Genomic DNA, 16,176 nt, shown 5'->3' on the forward strand with positions numbered 1-16,176 from the left:
TCGCGGTGCAACACCGCAAACACCGACGACTCCGGCAACGCCCGCTCGCAAAACCGGTTCACCTCATCGAGCAGATCACCCTGACGTTCCGCCTGACCCAACGACATGGACCATCCCCAGGGAAGAAACCCATACCAGCAAGGACATTCTCCCCAACCCCACGCTCAGATCAGGGGACCGCCACGCGACGAAAGACACCACCCACCTAGGCCGGCTCGAGAGGGCATGTTCTCCCGTTCCGAGGCCCACGCCTCGCAGGAGGCCGCTGAGACTCGTCCACCGCCGGGCAAGGAAGACCTCCCTGGCGAAGCCTCATGGCCGCGAGAAGTGCCTCCACGGCCGTGTCGAGGGGCATATGGCGCGCGGGTCACCGTCGAGCGGAGGCCTCGCCGCTGATCCGGAGAAGGCGGCCCGAGCAGTCCCGCTCTTGGCGCACGGCGATGCGCGGCTCGGGGTTACGGACGTTGGCACCAGGTTGAACAGGGAGCCCTGGGTTGGGTGGCTAGCCATGACCTGGGACGATGGCGCCGATCTCGATGGACGGGCAGGCGGTGATTGGTGTGACCGACGTTAGGCGCGTCGCGATCTGGGGCAGCTGTGTCACGCGGGACGCGTTCGCCCTCGTCGATGAGCCGGAGGCCTCGGGTCCGAGGCTCGACCTGGTGTACTACGGTGCGCGGTCCTCCTGGGTCAGCCAGGGGTCAGTCCCCTGGTCCGGCGGCGTCGACATGGGCGACCTGTCCGGCTTCGGCCGCCGCATGGTGGCGGAAGACCTCGACAAGACCATCCCGAAGATGCTCGTCGAGTCCGCGCCGGACCTCGTCGTCTTCGACCTCATCGACGAGAGGCTTCCGCTGTTGAGGCAGGGCTCGACGTGGGTCACGCTCTCCGACTACATCATGCAAACACCAATGGCCGAACCGTTGAAGTCGCAGGCTGTCGAGCGCAGCGGGCTGAGCGATCCGCGACGCCGGAAGATGTTCGAAGCCAGCGCACGTGCTCTGGGCCCGCAGCTGCTCCGAGCCCTGCCTAAGGCGACGTTCATCCTGCATGCAGCCCCCTACACCACCAGGGTCGACGGCGGAGGACAGCTTCCGGAACCAGCAGCCGGCTGGGCCAGGGAGCTAGAACTGGGACAGCAGCCGCTGTTCGACCTGCTGCGCGAGTCACTTGGCCCGCGGCTGGTCGTCCTTACGCCGCCGGAGGAGCTCTCGGTTGCGGACCCGAACCACCGGTGGGGGCTGTCCAGTTATCACTACGCGGAGGGCTACTACCGCTGGCTGATTCGCGAACTGGTTGAAGTCCCCCTGGTTACCGCGGCCGAGACGTCCTTGGCTGATGCGCATCCTGGCTCGGAGTTCTTGTCGCGAATCGGTACCTTGCGCCGCCGAGTGTTCGGTCAGGGCGGCTGACGCGACCAGCGGGCTCGGGCCCTCACAGACTTGAAACGTCGACCTTCCCGAGCCGGCGGGCGACCTCGACGTCGGGGTGTCAGGCGACCTCGAGTGTCGCGCTGCGCCGGCTCTCCCGCTCAAAGTGGGTCAGGGCGAGGAGCCCGATCACCAGGTTGGCCAGCCCGACCGCAGCCTCGGTGGCCACGAGTCCGGCTACCTGTCCCCAGCTGGCCCCCGCCACCAGTGCTCTCGCCGCCTCGATGCCGTGGGTGAGCGGCAGGTACCGCCTGACGGTCGCCATCAACGCCGGCATCGACGACAGAGCCACGTTGACCCCGCAGAAGATGAGCAGCACGCCCATGGCGATGTTGGACAGCACCGAGGTCTCCCGCCCGCGAAGCGCCAGCGCGGCGGTGACCAGTCCCAGGCCCGTACACGACAACGCCGAGACGGACACGACGACGACCAACAACGGCATCGACGCCAGCGGTAACGACACGTGCAGGGCGAGCGCTCCCACGACGAGCGCCGGCGGCGAGCAGACCAGCCCGTTGACGATGACGGGGAGCGCCCGGCCGAGGAACAGGGGGACGCGCCTGGCCGGGCTGACCAGGAGCAGGCCCAGGGTGTGCGTGTAGCGCTCGCCACCGATCGTGTTGCCCATGGCGAACAGGCAGGGGATCGACGCGTACCGGATCGCGTTTCCGATGAGGAAGCACGTGTCGCTGCCGACGCCCGCCGTCCGCCCGACGTAGGCGAAGAACAGGATCTGGAAGACCGGCGTGACGACGAAGGTCGGGATGGGGATCCACGGGCTCAGTCAGCCGAACAGCGCCCGGTAGCTGGCCCAGCCGCCAAAGAGGAAGATCCGCAGCGAAGTCATGGCCGCCCTCTCAGGTCAGGGCCAGCGCGGCGTTGGCGCGCGCCGAGGTGACTAGCCGTTCGGCCAGCCAGGCGGCGACCAAACCGTAGACCGCTGACAGCAGTAGGCACATCGCGATGTCGCCCCAGGGCGACCCGCTTAGCGCGGCGCCCTTGACGGCCGCCACTCCCCACGTCGGGGGCAGCACCCAGGAGATCGGCCGCATCCAGCTGGGCAGGATCGACAATGGCACCAGGAAGCCGGCAGATGAGCCACACCGGCAGCTCCAGCGCCGTTCCCAGTGCACACGCGCCCCGGTAGCGCACCGCCGTGACCGCCAGGAGGAAGCCCCTGAGGCTGATCCCGATCGCGGTGACGACGGACGCGACCACGAAGGCCGCGGGGTGGGCCAGCGAGAGCGGGATCCCGAAGGCCAGCCGCCCCCACAGCAAGGTGGCCACCAGGCTGTAGAGGCCGATCGTGGCCATCGACAGGGTCATCGGGACGATGACGAGGGGGAACGGTGTCGGTGCCGCGACCAGCAGCTCCAGGGTGCCGGTGCGGCGCTCTTGCTGCAGGGACGTCGACGCTGTCGTCGCAACCGCCGACCACACGCCCATCACGCTGGCCCCGACCGCGGCTCCGATCAGGGCCGCCTCGTCGCCGCCCTCGCGGTACATCAGAAACACCGTGGTGGCGAAGAACAGCGGATAGACGATGGAGAGCAGCCCGTCGAAGGCCGATCGGCTGCGCATCTTCAGCTGCAGCCACCACCAGACCGCCAGGAGCCGCAGCGTCGTGGTCACTCGGGGGCCCCCGAGCTGACGAGCTCGACGCAGGCGTCCTCCAATATCGGATCCCTGGTGGCCACCTGGCCCAGCCGGATGCCGTTGAGGCAGCCGAGGACCGCCGAGGTGACCTCGGTACCTGCCTCGGCCCGCACCACCAGGATCTGGGCCGGTCCGCGCTCGTCCACGAGCACCGACGTCACGCCAGGCAGCGCACGGACCGCCGGCAGCGAGGCCTCGGCGGACCGGACACCTCCACCTCGACCACGTTGCCTTCCGCCACGCCGCGCTTGAGCTCCGCCGGGCTCCCGCTGGCCACGATCCGTCCCCCGGCGATCGCCGCGATTCGGGTGCACAGCTCGTCGGCCTCGAACATGTAGTGCGTCGTCAGCAGCACCGTCGTCCCGTTGTCGACCAGGCCGGCCACTGTAAGCCGCAGCTCACGGGCCCCCACCGGGTCGATCCCGATGCTCGGCTCGTCGAGGAAGAGCACCTCGGGGCGGTGCCGCAGCCCGCGGGCGATGTGCAGCCGCTGGCGCATCCCGCGGGAGACCCCTCCACCCGCTCCCGCTCGCGCCCGGACAGCCCTACCAGCTCGAGCAGCTCGCCGATCCGGGCAGCCTGCTCCCTCGGCGGGAGGCCGTACAGCTCGGCGAAGTACTTGAGGTTGTCGAGGGCCGACAGCCGCTCGTAGAGACCCCGGTCGCGGCCGAAGACATAGCCCACACGGCGCCTCACCTCACGCGGCTCCGTCACCACGTCGTGCCCCAGGACCCGCGCGTGACCTCCCGAGGGGCAGCAGGAAGGTGATCAGCATCTTGATCGTGGTCGTCTTGCCAGCACCGTTCGGACCCAGCAGCCCGAGCAGCTCCCCCCGTTCGAACTGGAAGCTGATCCCCTTGACCGCCTCCACCCCTTTGGTGGACCTGTGCCGGATGCCGGTCTTGGCCCGGTACCTCCGGGTCAGCTGGTCGACCTCGATGACCGCCATGACCCACCTTCCGCCTCGCGGCACCCTGGGCCCGCCACCTACGGTGAGGCCGGAAGATCACCCTGGCAGATCTCTCGCCTGCAGCAATGGATCTGTTGGGTGATCCATGCAGGGTCCTCGGCCGGTGTCCTGCTGATGTGCGGGAGCGAGAGCCGCTCAGCGCACAGGATTCACTCGTGCGCGACTGCCTGGTCCGAGTCGCCTACGGACTGACCGGGCCGGCCGCGGGCGGTGTCGGTCGTGGTGAGCGGGTCGACCGACGTGACGGCAGTCCTGCGCTGCTCGCCGGATCGCGCGGTGAGGGTGGCCGGGTCGACACCCCAGTCGCGCAGCTGTCGGACCACGGCGGCGCGCGCGTCCGCGAAGCGTCGGGCGAGTAGCCGACGGACCGACCAGGCGAGCTCGCGCTCCCTCAGCGCGGCCTCGACTAGGTCCTCCTGGTCGAACGGCAAGCCATACGCGCGGGCGACCGCAACGGCCGTGTCGTAGCGGTAGTCGTGGCCCGGCGAGGGACGAAACTCGCCGGGTCGCAGGCTCATGGCGTTCTTGGCGTCGGCGAGGTTCACCAGGAAGGAGACCAACGGGATGAAGGCGCCCCTCGGCCGCCCCCAGTAGTCAAGCCCGTGGCGCAGAAAGGAGCTGAAGTCCGCCAGGGCGAGCGGGTCGGTCGGGTGAGTGAGGTTGAGGTACCCAGGGTGCGTGTCGTTGGCCTGGTCGCGTTCGGCGGCGTACTGCAGGCCGTCGTGCTCTCGGATGGCCGGATCTCGTGGCCGCAGGGCCTGGTCGGTCCGGCTGAAGATCGGTACGCCAGCGAACAAACCACCGCTGAACCCCAGGCCGGTGAGCTTCTGGGCGAAGTCCGGGCCGAACGCGTCGAGGGCGATGATCGACCCGAGCGACTCGCCGAACACGTACAGCCGCGCGTCTGGGTTGAGCTCGCGGGCTCGCTCGGCGACGGCTCGGGCGTAGTTGGCGTACGCGGCTGCCGCCCTAGCCCGGCGGGTGATCGCCAGGACGGACGGCAGAATGGAGTAGCCGACGGCGACGGTGGTGCAGTCGCCCTTGGTGAGCAGCTCGACGGTCTCGGTCTGGACGTAGGACACGTACCCGTTCCCGGTCGGTGCCGCGAGAACGATCGTGCCCTTCGCGAACCCTCCGAGTCGTTCGATCTCCGCGACCACCGCGGCGGCGTCCCGGGCGTCGTCGCCGGTCAAGGCGCTGACGGGGATCATCGCGCGCACCGGGTCGGACGCCGGGCAGCCGAGCACGGCGCCGAGCTCGTCCGCGGTGTATGCCTGCGAGACGAACCGGCGTCCTTCCCGGCCCAGCTGGCCGAACTCCAGACCCGAGCCCGGGCCGCCCGTGACCCCGCCACGGGTCGGGATCGCGGCGTACGCCGACTCGAACACGGACTGCTGAACGCTCACGCGCGAGGAGTAGAGGGTGAACCCGGCCAGGCCGGCGAGGGCGACCCCCGCGGACACGGCGGCCTGGCCGAGCAGGTCGGCGAGCGGACCCGGGTCCGGCTTGGAGCTCAGCATCCGGGCGACCTCGTCCGCGGTCCAGGTCTCCAGCCGTGCTACGCCAACCGCGACGGCGGCGACGGCAGCCGAGCCGGCAACCGCCATCGGCAGATTCCGGTGCGGGATGAAGTGCGTCTCCTCGCCGTGCGGGACATCGGGGGAGGGCAGGCTCAGGTAGGCCTGCACGCGCGGACGCCGCGCTGCGAGTGTCGTCGCGATGCCCGCGGCAGCCACTCCCAGTCCGGTGACCACTGGGTTTCCGGGGCGAAGCACGGATGGGAGCCGGCCGCGTGCAGCGTCCGCCCCGGCGACCACCAGGCCGGCGCCGGCGGACAGGGTCAGGACCTCGGCCAGTGCTCCGACGGTCGCCCTTGGCAGGGAGACACGACGCCTGTCCGGCGCGGCCACTTTCGCCTCACGTCGCGTGCGCGCCGCGACTGCGCCGGCGCCAGCAGCCAGCGCCAGACAGCTCGCGCAGCTTCGTGTCGCACCGCGCGGTGATTCGGCCGAGGTTCCGGTAGCGCCCCATCGAACCGCTGAGGTCACTGTTGAGGCGGCGACGTAGGCCGCCGCCATGGCGACTCCGGAGACGACGCCCCGATCGACAGTCGGTCGTGGCACCGTGCCGGCCAGCCGGGTCAACGGATACACACCCACCGCGGCGAGAAGACCTGCTCGGTGAGGCTCAGTGAGCCAGCGAGTAGCCACGGCGCAGGTCCCCTCTCACGTCAGGCCAATGTAGCGGGGGCCATCCGAGACGTGGCTGGGCCGGGTCAGACATCCAGGGGGACCGACAGGTCGGGTGACTGCGCTTCGGGAGCACGGTCTCGGCCAGCTGCCTGGGCGTCGGGTGGATCCCAGTGAACAGACCTGGGTCAGGCCGCTCAGAGGGAAGCCGATCAGCCCGGCAGCGAACAGGAAGACCCAGTCGTGAACACGCAGCCGCAGGAGACGCACTCCAGGAAGGGCCCACAGCATGCTCGGCATTGAGCTGCCCGTGGGACTGTGCCAGTCGTTGCGCTCATCGAAGCACTCGCCCGCCCGTGGTGCGGATCACTTCCCGAACGTCGAGAGCGACTCAACGCGCCCGCCGGTGTGGATGCGGACCTGCCGCTGCGGCTGCCATGGCCAGATCGCCACCGCAGTGGCCAGCGTGACGACGCCCGCGGCGAGGCACAGCCAGGGCCCGAGGCCTACGGCGAGGTCTGGCACGGCGATGGCGGCCTGGCCGTCGGGCCGCGTGGTCGCCGTCCGGCCGGTGATCGCATAGGCGCTGAGGAGGACCGTGACCGCCGACGCGAACCCGGCGACGGCAAGGAGTCGAGCATGAGTGACGCGGAAGAGCATTCGTTGGGAGGCGCCCAGTCGGTGCAAGCTCGCTGCGAGCCGGGCCTCCTCCTCGCAGCCTGACCAGTACAGGTGTGGGATGTGCGTTCCCGCCCTCCGCAGCGCGCGGACCCGGTCCACCCGCACCGCGGCCAGACAGCAGGTGGTGACGACCAGCGCGACCCACAGCCCCAGTGGGGGGTATCCGTAGGCCCACTCCCATCTGAGCTCGGCTCCGTTCGGGGTGCCCAGATGTGCCGGCTGGTACAGCCACGACGTCGCCGGCAGCCACCGGTCCGTGGTTGCGGACAGCGCGGCACCGACACTGGCGAGGAGCTCGAGGGCCAGGGCGAGCGCGGAGACGAGCGTCGCGACCCCAATCACCACGACCCGCCACGGCCGCACGGCGACGGCACGGTACCCGACCGCTGCCGGGGACACGGGCGTGGGCGTCAGTCTGCCCTGCTCGTCACCCAGCGTCGCAGGATCCGGCGGCGCAGGTAGGTGGTGAGTGTGTGCCATCACGACATCCCCTCCCTCATTCCATCATGCGGGAGGGGCCAGCCGGACGGGTCCTAGGGCCTCGATGTGGCCACGCCGGGCTCCGGACGTGGCGAAACCCCGCCGACCTCGGGCAGGGGCGGGGCTTCAGCCGAGGAGACTAGCGACCGGAGCCGCCCGGCGGGCCGTAGTCGGACAATGAACCCATGGTGACGGTCGAGCTGGCTCGCCGGCTGCGTGACGCCGGGCTGCAATGGCAGCCGCAGCGCGGTGACGCCTTCGTCATCCCGGACCGCGACATGGACGACGAGGTGTTCGTGCTCAGCGACCTGACCATCGACGTCCACGAGCTGCCCCAAGGGGTCGTCCTCGGCTTCAACGGCACCGTGGAGTGGGCCCTCGACAGCGTCGAGCAGCGCCACGCCCTGTGGCTGCCGTCGGAGACACAGCTGCGCAACGAGCTTGGCGACCACCTGGTCGCGCTCCTGCGCGAGGCCGACGGATGGCGGGTCGGGCTGGCCGACGGCTCGACCTTCGACGGGTCGACGGCCGAGGAGGCGTACGGGTTCGCGGTGCTGGACCGGCTGGGGCGCGGTCACCCGAGCTGATGCGTGCCGAGTCCGCGGGGCGGCGCTGTCGGGCCCCCCTGGCACAGTGCGGGGTGACAGGAGGGGGCACCGGGTGACCAGGCGCCGAGCCGTGGGCGTGGCGGCGGCAGCAGTGCTCGCCATCTCCCCTCTGGCCGCCTGCGGTTCGTCGACCCCGGTTGAGCCGGGCGCTGCCAGCTCAGCGGCCAGCCCGCCCTCCGGCGGCTCGGCGAGCGCGGTCGCCAGCCACGGCGCCTCCCGACCCGTCGTCCTGGCCGCCGTTCTCGGCGAGCTGAGCCGGCTGCGGGTTGCTGGCCGCGGGCCGATGACCGGCTACAGCCGGGCCCAGTTCGGCCCAGCGTGGGAGGACACCGACCGCAACGGCTGCGACACCCGCAACGACATCCTGCGCCGTGACCTGGTGGCCCTCCGGCTGCAGCCTGGCACCCACGGCTGCGTGGTGCTCGGCGGAACCCTGCGCGACCCCTACAGCGGTCGTTCGATCCTGTTCCAGCAAGGTCAGGGCACCAGCGAGCTGGTCCAGATCGACCACGTGGTCGCGCTGGGTGACGCCTGGCAGTCCGGCGCGGCCCCGTGGTCGGCCGCGAAGCGGCTAGCCTTAGCCAACGACCCGCTCGACCTGCTCGCCGTCGAAGGCGCACTGAACCAGCAGAAGGGCGATGCGAACGCCGCGAGCTGGCTGCCGCCGGACAAGGCGTTCCGCTGTGCCGACGTGGCCCGTCAGGTGAGCGTGAAGGCGGCCTACCGGCTCTCCGTCACGACGGCTGAGAAGGCCGCCATGCAGCGGGTGCTCGCTGGCTGTCCCGCGCGGTCGGCGCCATAGACCGCCGAGGGCCCGCAGTTGCTTGCCGCTGTCCAACCGTTTCCTGTGAGGGTGCTGAGATGCGCACCCCCCTCCCCGCAGCCGCAGGTACCGTCGCGCTCATGGGACAGATTCGGGCGAGAGCGGCAGGGGCCGTGCTGTGATCGAGGCCGTCGGGTTGACGAAGGTCTACGGGCAGAAGGCCGCCGTCTCCGACCTCACGTTCACGGTGCAGCCCGGGATCGTCACCGGCTTCCTCGGCCCCAACGGGGCCGGCAAGTCGACGACCATGCGGATGGCCGTCGGGCTGGCCGAGCCTACGGGGGGGCGGGTGACGGTCGGTGGTCGCGACTACCGCGGGCTGCGGGCGCCGCTGCACGAGGTCGGTGCGCTGCTGGAGGCCCGCGCCGTCCACACCGGGCGCACCGCCTACAACCACCTGCTTGCCCTTGCGCGCACCCACGGGATCGGCCGGTCCCGGATCGACGCCGTGATCGACCTGGTCGGGATCGGCGACGTCGCGCGAAAGCGCGTGGGTGGCTTCAGCCTCGGCATGGGCCAGCGGCTGGGCATCGCCGCCGCGCTGCTGGGCGACCCGGCGGTGCTCATCCTGGACGAGCCGGTCAACGGGCTGGACCCGGAGGGCATCCGCTGGATCCGCGAGCTGCTGCGTTCCCTGGCCGGGCAGGGTCGGACGGTCTTCGTGTCCAGTCACCTGATGAGCGAGATGGCGCAGACCGCCGACCACCTGATCGTGGTGGGCCGTGGCCGGCTGGTCGCCGACGAGCCGGTGGACGCGTTCATCTCGCGCGCGTCGCGCCGCAACGTCGTGGTGCGGACGCCGGACGCTGATCGGCTGCGCGACCTGCTGCTGGCCGAGGGGGCGGTGGTGACCAGCCAGGACGGCGCGATGCTGGACGTGATCGGCATGGACGCCGTCCAGATCGGTGAGATCGCAGCGGCCCAGCGCGTGACGCTGCATGAGCTGACGCCGCAGCGGGCCTCGTTGGAGGAAGCCTTCATGGAGCTGACCGCGGACGACGTCGAGTACGCGGGGAGCACCCAGTGACCGCGGCGGTCGAACCGGTCCTCTACCAGGCGCCGCGCGGCAACGTGACGTTCGGGGGAGTCCTCGCGTCGGAGTGGGTGAAGCTGCGCTCGTTGCGCTCGACGGTCTGGTCCCTGGTCGCCGCGGTGGGGATGCTGGTCGGGTTCGCCATGCTGTTCTCGTTCGCCGTGGCCTCCCGCTGGGCCAGCATGCCGCTGGCCCGCCGGGCCGAGTTCGACCCGACCAGGATCAGCCTGAACGGTGTGTTCCTGGCCCAGCTCGCCATCGGCGTCCTGGGCGTGCTGATCATCGGCGGGGAGTTCTCCACCGGCATGATCCGCTCGTCGGTCGCGGCGGTGCCCCGACGACTGCCGGTGCTGTGGGCCAAGGCCGTGGTGTTCGGCATGGTCACGCTGGTCCTCATGGTGGTCGCGGCGCTGGCCGCGTTCACCGTCGGGCAGCGGATCCTGGCCGGCCAGCACATCCAGACGACCCTGGGTGCCCCCGGGGTGACCCGGGCGGTGCTTGGCGCGGCCGCCTACCTCACCCTGATCGGGCTGCTCGGGCTCGGGCTGGGCGCACTGCTGCGCAACTCGGCAGCGGCGATCTCGACCCTGGTGGCGGCCGTCCTGGTGGTGCCCATCCTGGTCAACTTCCTGCCGTCGGACTGGCAGGTGCACGTCGCGCGCTGGCTGCCCAGCGCGGCGGGGGAGTCGATGATGACGGTGCACCCGACCTCGGCCCAGCTCAGGGCGGGCGCCGGGGCGCTGGTCCTCGTCGCGTATGTCGTCGTGGTCGGTGCGGCCGGGGCGGTCGGCCTCGCCCGCCGGGACGTCTGAGCCGTTCGTCCTGTGTTGGATGCCCGGTCTGGTGGAGCCCTCGCTGCCCCCTCGGGAGAGGCAGCGAGGCTCCGAGGCAGAAGTTAGCCCCGGCCGTGTGAACGCAGGCGTCGTATCGGTGAACGACGTGTGAATCTTGGATCAGGGTCGACTCAGGGCTTGGTCGGGGGCGTTCCCGGATCCGACCACGCCCGCGGCCAGCGACGCTGGAGTCATGACCGATCAGACTCCCGTCGAAGCCCCCACCCGTTCCCGGCTCGTCCGCAGCCGTGACGACCGCCTGATCGCCGGCGTGTGCGGCGGCGTCGCCCGCTGGTCCGGCCTGGACGTCGCGCTCGTGCGGATCGTCGTCGTGCTGCTGGCCGTGTTCGGCGGCAGCGGGCTGCTCGTCTACGTGCTGGGCTGGCTGCTCATCCCGGACGAGGGCGCCGAGCAGACCGAGGCGGACCGGATCCTGCACGGGCTGCGCCGCTAGCGCGGCCGGTCCGTCGTCCAGGGGTCGGTGCCACACTGCCGGTATGACCGCCCACGGTGACCACCCCCACGAGCACCCGCACCGCGACTTGGCCTGCGCGATCGCGCACGGCGATGCGCCGGCCCCGGTCGAGGACCGGCGGCTGGTCGCGGTGTTCGCCTCGCCGGTCGCGATGGAGCTGGCGCACGTCGCGCAGCACGTCGGCTACCAGGTGGTCGTGCTCGACCCGGACCTGTCGCGCTCGTGTGACCCGCTGGCGCGGGTGCCGGACGCCGGTTCGGCCGGGCTCGACGCCCGGACAGACGTCGTGGTGACCGACCACGACCGGGCCGAGCTCGGTGACCTGCTGGCCGACGTGCTGCGGTATTCCCCGCGGTGGATCGGGGTCATGGGCAGCCTGCGGCACACGGCCCCACACGTCGCCGCGCTGCGCGACCGGGGGGTCCCCGAGGAGGCCATCGCTCGGGTCCATCGCCCGATCGGGCTGGACATCGGGTCCCAGACGCCGGCCGAGATCGCCGTATCCACGGTGGCCGGGCTGCTCGCCGACCGCAACCAGCGGGCCGGCGGGACGTACACCAGCGCGCTGCAGCGGGCGGCCGGGTCCTAGCCGGCCCTCACTCGCTCCTCATCGTTCTCTCATCCAAGTTGCCGAGGTTCGAGTCGCACGTTTCCCGACTCGAGGAGAGCAATGAGCCACCCGCGCCGTCGCGACGCAGGCCTTCGCCGGATCAACACCCTCACTGGTGGCGTCGCCATGGTGGCCCTCGTCGGCACGGGCGCCGTGGGGCTCGCCGCGTTCCACGACGACGAGGCGAGGGCCGCCGCGCGGGAGGCGAGCGCCGCGAAGGTGGCGCCGGCCTCTCAGCCGGCCGCGACGACTGCGCGGCAGCCTGCTGCGAGCGTGGCAGCCACTCCTCGCGCGATCGCCCCGGTGAAGGCAGCGGCGTCGGCTCGGCCCGCAGCGCCGTCACATGCGGTCACCAAGCCGAGCGCGAAACCGGTCGCCAAGCCGACGCCCCTGGCGGCCCCACCGGCGCCGGTGGTCCAGGCCCCGCCGCCGCCCAACCCGCCGTCCGGCCAGTCCAGCGGCTCCTAACCCCACCCCCTCCGCATGAAGGGTCCCTTCTGTGCGCAAGGCCGCACCGACCAACCCTCCACTTCGAGCGAACGAGGCGTCGGACGGGGCGGCTTTGGACCCCGGTCCGTTCGATGATCACCGCCAGCGGTCGTGCTGCGCCGTTTCCCGGCCGGTCCCGACCGCCGACAGCCAGCTTGGACGACGAGCCGGAGGGCTGCGCACAGAAGGGACCCTTCATGCGGCAGGGGAGCAGCCGGACCGCTTGCCCAGGATCGCCAGCCCGCCCAGGTCCCCCGGCCCGTAGCCGCTCAGCGGCGGGCTCTGCAGCCGCGGGTACATGACCTCGGCCGGGTCGGACACGTGGGCCAGCCCCGCAGCGTGGCCGAGCTCGTGCAGGTACAGCTCGAACCGGTCGGGCCGGCTCAGGGACGGCAGGGCGGCCACGTCGATCACCACGTACGACGCCTTGATGCTGCCGCCGGGGCCATCGACGAACCCGCCGACGCCGATGGCCTCGCGGTCCGCCTGCGCGAGGTAGCGGGAGACGCGGGCAGCCCGCCCTCGTCGCTCATGCCGTTCGCAGCTCGCGTCGTCCGACCCGGTCCGATCAGGCACGGGACCGGCTCAGCGGCGACGCTGCAGGATCGTGTAGCCGCTGACAGTGGCGTCGTTGGGGTAGTGCTGCAGCAGGATCCGGCTAAGCCGGCCGGTCGGGTCCACCGCGGCCGGTCGCTGGTACAGCACCACGTAGCGCGGCCCGCTGGGTGAGGCCAGCCAGCTGGCCAGCCGGGTCACCGCACCGGGGATGCGCACGACGCTCTCGCCCCACAGGTAGGGGTAGTGCGTGCTGCGGCCGGCCTCCAGGTAGATCTCGGCCCCCGCGACGAACGCGTACACGGTGTCCTGGGGCCTGGAGTGGACCCGCAGCCAGCCAGCGACGGACGGTGCGGCCAGCTGGGTCCGGTTGTGGACGACGAAGGCGGCCCGACTGGCCGGGGGACTCGTCGCCAGGTGGATCTGCACGGCCAGCGGCACCGCCACGGCCAGGGCCACCAGCCCCACCGCCGTACGCCGGCTCACGGTGGCCGCGGCCAGGCCGAGCAGGACAGCCAGCGGCAGTACCGGCTGCATCCAGTAGTGCGGGTTGCCGAACGGGCTGGCCAACACCGCGCTCACAGCGACGGTCGCCCACAGCATGGCCGGCCACCAGGCGTGGCGCAGCCGCAGGACGACGGCCAGGCCGAGCGCCGCGCCCAGCGCGACACCCAGCAGGTCCGGAGCGATGTAGCGAGCGGTGCGCAGGGTGGCCGTCAGCCGTCCGTCCAGCGTCAGCGTGCCGGCGACGCCTGCCTGGAAGGACACGACGGCGAACCACCAGGCGCCCCAACCGACCGCTGCTGCCCACAGGAGGGCGCCACCCAGCGGGATCGCCGTCCCACCGACGGCCAGCGGCAGCGCGCGGCGACGGTTGGCCGACACCGCGGCCACCGCGAGCACGACGGCGACGGAGTCGACCGCGGACTGCTTGACCAGCATGGCCGACGCGGCGAGCAGCCCCGCGGCGAGCAGCCAGCGGGAAGCGATCCGCCCGGCGCGCCACCACAGCGCGAGCACAGCACCCCAGCTGCCCACGGCCGCCGCGATGATCTCGCCGTTGAACTCGTAGCCCTCGACGAACGCTCCGGCGAGGAGCACCGCGGCGACTAGCCCGGCGGCGATCCCAGCCCGGCGGCCGGCGATGGCCCAGGCGGCGGACGTGGCAGCCAGTGCCGCCGACACCGCGGCCACCACAGCCAACGCCCGGACTCCGGCCGGGCTGTAGGAGACCGCGGCCGCCGCACGGAACGCCAGCAGCAGGCCCTGCGGCCGGTCGACCCACGCCGCCGGGGAGTACAGCCGGGCGCCCTCCGCCCACTTGCGGGCGATGTAGGCGTAGCCGCCCTCGTCCGGGTCGAGCGGCACGGCGAACAGCGGCAGCCGGACCAGGACGGCGCTCACGACGACGAAGCCCAACCCGACCAGCCCGGCCCGGCGGGGGAGCGGTCGGGGGTTCACCGCATCATCATGCGTCGGCCGCGGCTAGAGCGGCGGGTCGGACGCGTTCAACCGCCGAAGACGGGCGGCACTCCTGCGGAAGGGAGGGGGATCAGCGCTCCTCGAGCGGCGCGATGGGGCTGACCTCTTCGAGCCGGTCGGTCTCGTCGTGGACGTGCGCTCCCGCGGCCTCCAGGGCCGGCCGGTACTCCTTGGCGTGGTGGGCGCAGAAGAGCAGCTCTCCGCCGGTCACCAGCGTCACGCGGACATAGGCCTGGGCGCCGCAACGGTCGCAGCGGTCGGCAGCAGTCAGCGCGGTGTTGGGAGCCAGAGCTGTCGTCACGTCGCCTCCGGGGATCTGCAGAGTGTTCACCCTGGCACAACATCGTGGCACCCCCGAACCCTTCCCGGTGACATCTGCGTGTCGGGTTCGCTCTCCGCGTAGCCGTCACATGTGCACGAACGGGCCGTGCGCCGTGCGCCTGACCGGCACGGTCGGCCACCGAAGGTAACCTCGCCACCGTGACCGCAGCACCCGTGGAGACCACACCGACCTCGGACTACACCGCCCGGCACCTGTCCGTGCTCGAGGGCCTCGACGCGGTGCGCAAGCGCCCCGGGATGTACATCGGGTCGACCGACGAGCGCGGGCTGATGCACTGCCTGTGGGAGATCATCGACAACGCCGTCGACGAGGCACTGGCCGGCCACTGCACCAGGATCGACGTCGTGCTGGCCGCGGACGGCTCCGCCGAGGTCCGCGACAACGGTCGTGGCATCCCCGTGGACGTCGAGCCCAAGACCGGGCTCACCGGCGTCGAGCTGGTCATGACCCGCCTGCACGCCGGCGGCAAGTTCGGCGGTGGCTCGTACGCCGCGTCCGGCGGCCTGCACGGCGTCGGCGCGTCGGTCGTCAACGCGCTCTCGTCCCGGCTGGACGTCGAGGTCGACCGTGGCGGCACCGTGCACACGATGTCCTTCCGCCGCGGGGTCCCCGGGGTGTTCGCCGCGGACGGACCGTCGGCGGCGTTCACCGAGTCGGGCGGGCTGCGGGCAGCCGGCAAGGTGCCGCGCAAGGTTACCGGCACCCGGGTGCGCTGGTGGGCCGACCGCCAGGTGTTCCTCAAGGAGGCCACCTATTCGCTGCCGGACCTGCACGACCGGGCCCGGCAGACCTCGTTCCTGGTGCCCGGCTTGATGATCGCGGTGCGCGATGAACGCGACCCGGCCGCCGTCGACGAGCAGGTGTTCCACCACTCCGGCGGGATCTCGGAGTACTGCGAGTTCCTGGCCCCCGACCCGGTGCTGGTCGACGTGCTGCGGCTGCAGGGCACCGGGAGATTCCGCGAGACCGTGCCGGTGCTCGACGAGAAGGGGCAGCTCACCCCGCAGGAGGTCGAGCGCGAGCTCGGTGTCGACGTGGCGCTGCGCTGGGGCACCGGCTACGACACGACCGTGCGGTCGTTCGTCAACATCATCGCCACCCCCAAGGGCGGCACCCACCTGGCCGGGTTCGAGCGCTCACTGGCCAAGACCTTCAACGAGCAGCTGCGAGCCAGCCGGGTGCTGCGGGCCAACGAGGATGACGTCAACAAGGACGACGTCCTCGAGGGTCTGACGGCCGTGGTCACGGTGCGGCTGGCCGAGCCGCAGTTCGAGGGCCAGACGAAGGAGGTGCTGGGGACGCCGGCGGCCACGCGCATCGTGTCCACCGTCGTGGCCAGCGAGCTCAAGGCGTTCCTCACCTCGACCAAGCGGGCCGACAAGCAGGCCGCCCGCTCGCTGCTGGACAAGGTGGCGGCGGCCGCCCGCACCCGGATCGCGGCCCGGCAGCACAAGGAGCACCAGCGCCGCAAGAACGCCCTGGAGACCTCGTCGCTGCCGGCCAAGCTGGCCGACTGCCG

Annotated in this window: 19 protein-coding genes; 9 read left to right on the forward strand and 10 right to left on the reverse strand. The window is 71.6% G+C overall.

Annotation, left to right across the window (positions count from 1 at the left end):
- The first annotated feature begins 521 nt into the window (after positions 1-521).
- Entirely contained in the window at positions 522-1,412 is an 891-nt protein-coding gene (locus VIM19_11230; protein ID HEY5185449.1) for a DUF6270 domain-containing protein, read from the forward strand.
- A gap of 79 nt (positions 1,413-1,491) precedes the next feature.
- Here VIM19_11230 and VIM19_11235 read toward each other — a convergent pair whose 3' ends face one another.
- The 7 genes from VIM19_11235 to VIM19_11265 all read right to left on the reverse strand — a co-directional run bounded on the left by VIM19_11235 (position 1,492) and on the right by VIM19_11265 (position 7,325).
- Positions 1,492-2,214: an ABC transporter permease gene (locus VIM19_11235; protein HEY5185450.1), complete on the reverse strand. Its 723-nt coding sequence runs from the start codon at positions 2,212-2,214 to the stop codon at positions 1,492-1,494.
- 59 nt (positions 2,215-2,273) lie between these two features.
- The gene (locus tag VIM19_11240; protein HEY5185451.1) at positions 2,274-3,062 is read right to left on the reverse strand and encodes an ABC transporter permease; all 789 of its coding nucleotides are present in this window, start codon (positions 3,060-3,062) and stop codon (positions 2,274-2,276) included.
- Entirely contained in the window at positions 3,059-3,247 is a 189-nt protein-coding gene (locus tag VIM19_11245) for a hypothetical protein (protein ID HEY5185452.1), read from the reverse strand. The genes VIM19_11240 and VIM19_11245 overlap by 4 nt, the downstream gene beginning before the upstream one ends.
- A complete protein-coding gene (locus VIM19_11250) occupies positions 3,244-3,585 on the reverse strand; it encodes a hypothetical protein (GenBank protein HEY5185453.1) in 342 nt (113 codons plus the stop codon). The genes VIM19_11245 and VIM19_11250 overlap by 4 nt, the downstream gene beginning before the upstream one ends.
- Positions 3,586-3,783: 198 nt before the next feature.
- On the reverse strand, positions 3,784-4,035 hold the full coding sequence (locus tag VIM19_11255; GenBank protein ID HEY5185454.1) for an ATP-binding cassette domain-containing protein: 252 nt from the start codon (positions 4,033-4,035) through the stop codon (positions 3,784-3,786).
- Positions 4,036-4,205: 170 nt separating this feature from the next.
- A complete protein-coding gene (locus VIM19_11260; GenBank protein ID HEY5185455.1) occupies positions 4,206-5,744 on the reverse strand; it encodes an alpha/beta-hydrolase family protein in 1,539 nt (512 codons plus the stop codon).
- A gap of 867 nt (positions 5,745-6,611) precedes the next feature.
- Positions 6,612-7,325: a hypothetical protein gene (locus VIM19_11265; GenBank protein HEY5185456.1), complete on the reverse strand. Its 714-nt coding sequence runs from the start codon at positions 7,323-7,325 to the stop codon at positions 6,612-6,614.
- A gap of 266 nt (positions 7,326-7,591) precedes the next feature.
- On the opposite strand from VIM19_11265, the gene VIM19_11270 reads away from it, so the two are divergent.
- The 7 genes from VIM19_11270 to VIM19_11300 all read left to right on the forward strand — a co-directional run bounded on the left by VIM19_11270 (position 7,592) and on the right by VIM19_11300 (position 12,256).
- Positions 7,592-7,993 carry a pilus assembly protein CpaE gene (locus VIM19_11270; GenBank protein ID HEY5185457.1) on the forward strand — a complete coding sequence of 134 codons (402 nt, stop codon included), beginning with the start codon at positions 7,592-7,594 and terminating at the stop codon, positions 7,991-7,993.
- A gap of 73 nt (positions 7,994-8,066) precedes the next feature.
- Positions 8,067-8,816, forward strand: coding sequence for an HNH endonuclease family protein (locus VIM19_11275; GenBank protein HEY5185458.1), 750 nt, complete (start codon positions 8,067-8,069; stop codon positions 8,814-8,816).
- 139 nt (positions 8,817-8,955) lie between these two features.
- Positions 8,956-9,864: an ATP-binding cassette domain-containing protein gene (locus tag VIM19_11280; protein ID HEY5185459.1), complete on the forward strand. Its 909-nt coding sequence runs from the start codon at positions 8,956-8,958 to the stop codon at positions 9,862-9,864.
- On the forward strand, positions 9,861-10,682 hold the full coding sequence (locus tag VIM19_11285; GenBank protein HEY5185460.1) for an ABC transporter permease: 822 nt from the start codon (positions 9,861-9,863) through the stop codon (positions 10,680-10,682). Before VIM19_11280 ends, VIM19_11285 begins: the two co-directional genes overlap by 4 nt.
- Before the next feature lie 214 nt (positions 10,683-10,896).
- On the forward strand, positions 10,897-11,157 hold the full coding sequence (locus VIM19_11290) for a PspC domain-containing protein (protein ID HEY5185461.1): 261 nt from the start codon (positions 10,897-10,899) through the stop codon (positions 11,155-11,157).
- 43 nt (positions 11,158-11,200) lie between these two features.
- Positions 11,201-11,767, forward strand: coding sequence for an XdhC family protein (locus tag VIM19_11295; protein ID HEY5185462.1), 567 nt, complete (start codon positions 11,201-11,203; stop codon positions 11,765-11,767).
- Positions 11,768-11,848: 81 nt separating this feature from the next.
- A complete protein-coding gene (locus VIM19_11300; GenBank protein HEY5185463.1) occupies positions 11,849-12,256 on the forward strand; it encodes a hypothetical protein in 408 nt (135 codons plus the stop codon).
- 216 nt (positions 12,257-12,472) lie between these two features.
- Here the strand turns inward: VIM19_11300 and VIM19_11305 are convergent, their stop codons facing one another.
- The 3 genes from VIM19_11305 to VIM19_11315 form a co-directional block, all read right to left on the reverse strand.
- Positions 12,473-12,853, reverse strand: coding sequence for a matrixin family metalloprotease (locus VIM19_11305; GenBank protein HEY5185464.1), 381 nt, complete (start codon positions 12,851-12,853; stop codon positions 12,473-12,475).
- 9 nt (positions 12,854-12,862) lie between these two features.
- Positions 12,863-14,293, reverse strand: a complete 1,431-nt coding sequence (locus VIM19_11310; GenBank protein ID HEY5185465.1) for a hypothetical protein — start codon at positions 14,291-14,293, stop codon at positions 12,863-12,865.
- A gap of 91 nt (positions 14,294-14,384) precedes the next feature.
- Positions 14,385-14,615, reverse strand: a complete 231-nt coding sequence (locus VIM19_11315) for a hypothetical protein (GenBank protein ID HEY5185466.1) — start codon at positions 14,613-14,615, stop codon at positions 14,385-14,387.
- 179 nt (positions 14,616-14,794) lie between these two features.
- Here VIM19_11315 and VIM19_11320 point away from each other — a divergent pair.
- Positions 14,795-16,176 (forward strand): ATP-binding protein (locus VIM19_11320; protein HEY5185467.1); only part of this gene is annotated, 1,382 nt, incomplete at its 3' end.

The sequence above is a fragment of the Actinomycetes bacterium genome, from assembly GCA_036510875.1.
Lineage (GTDB): Bacteria > Actinomycetota > Actinomycetes > Prado026 > Prado026 > DATCDE01.

Excerpts from the sequence above, each read along its gene's own strand:
- VIM19_11300 (HEY5185463.1), top strand. The coding sequence starts at position 11,849 with ATGAGCCACCCGCGCCGTCGCGACGCAGGCCTTCGCCGGATCAACACC.
- VIM19_11250 (HEY5185453.1), bottom strand. The coding sequence starts at position 3,585 with ATGCGCCAGCGGCTGCACATCGCCCGCGGGCTGCGGCACCGCCCCGAG.
- VIM19_11255 (HEY5185454.1), bottom strand. The coding sequence starts at position 4,035 with ATGGCGGTCATCGAGGTCGACCAGCTGACCCGGAGGTACCGGGCCAAG.
- VIM19_11290 (HEY5185461.1), top strand. The coding sequence starts at position 10,897 with ATGACCGATCAGACTCCCGTCGAAGCCCCCACCCGTTCCCGGCTCGTC.
- VIM19_11270 (HEY5185457.1), top strand. The coding sequence starts at position 7,592 with ATGGTGACGGTCGAGCTGGCTCGCCGGCTGCGTGACGCCGGGCTGCAA.
- VIM19_11295 (HEY5185462.1), top strand. The coding sequence starts at position 11,201 with ATGACCGCCCACGGTGACCACCCCCACGAGCACCCGCACCGCGACTTG.
- VIM19_11230 (HEY5185449.1), top strand. The coding sequence starts at position 522 with ATGGCGCCGATCTCGATGGACGGGCAGGCGGTGATTGGTGTGACCGAC.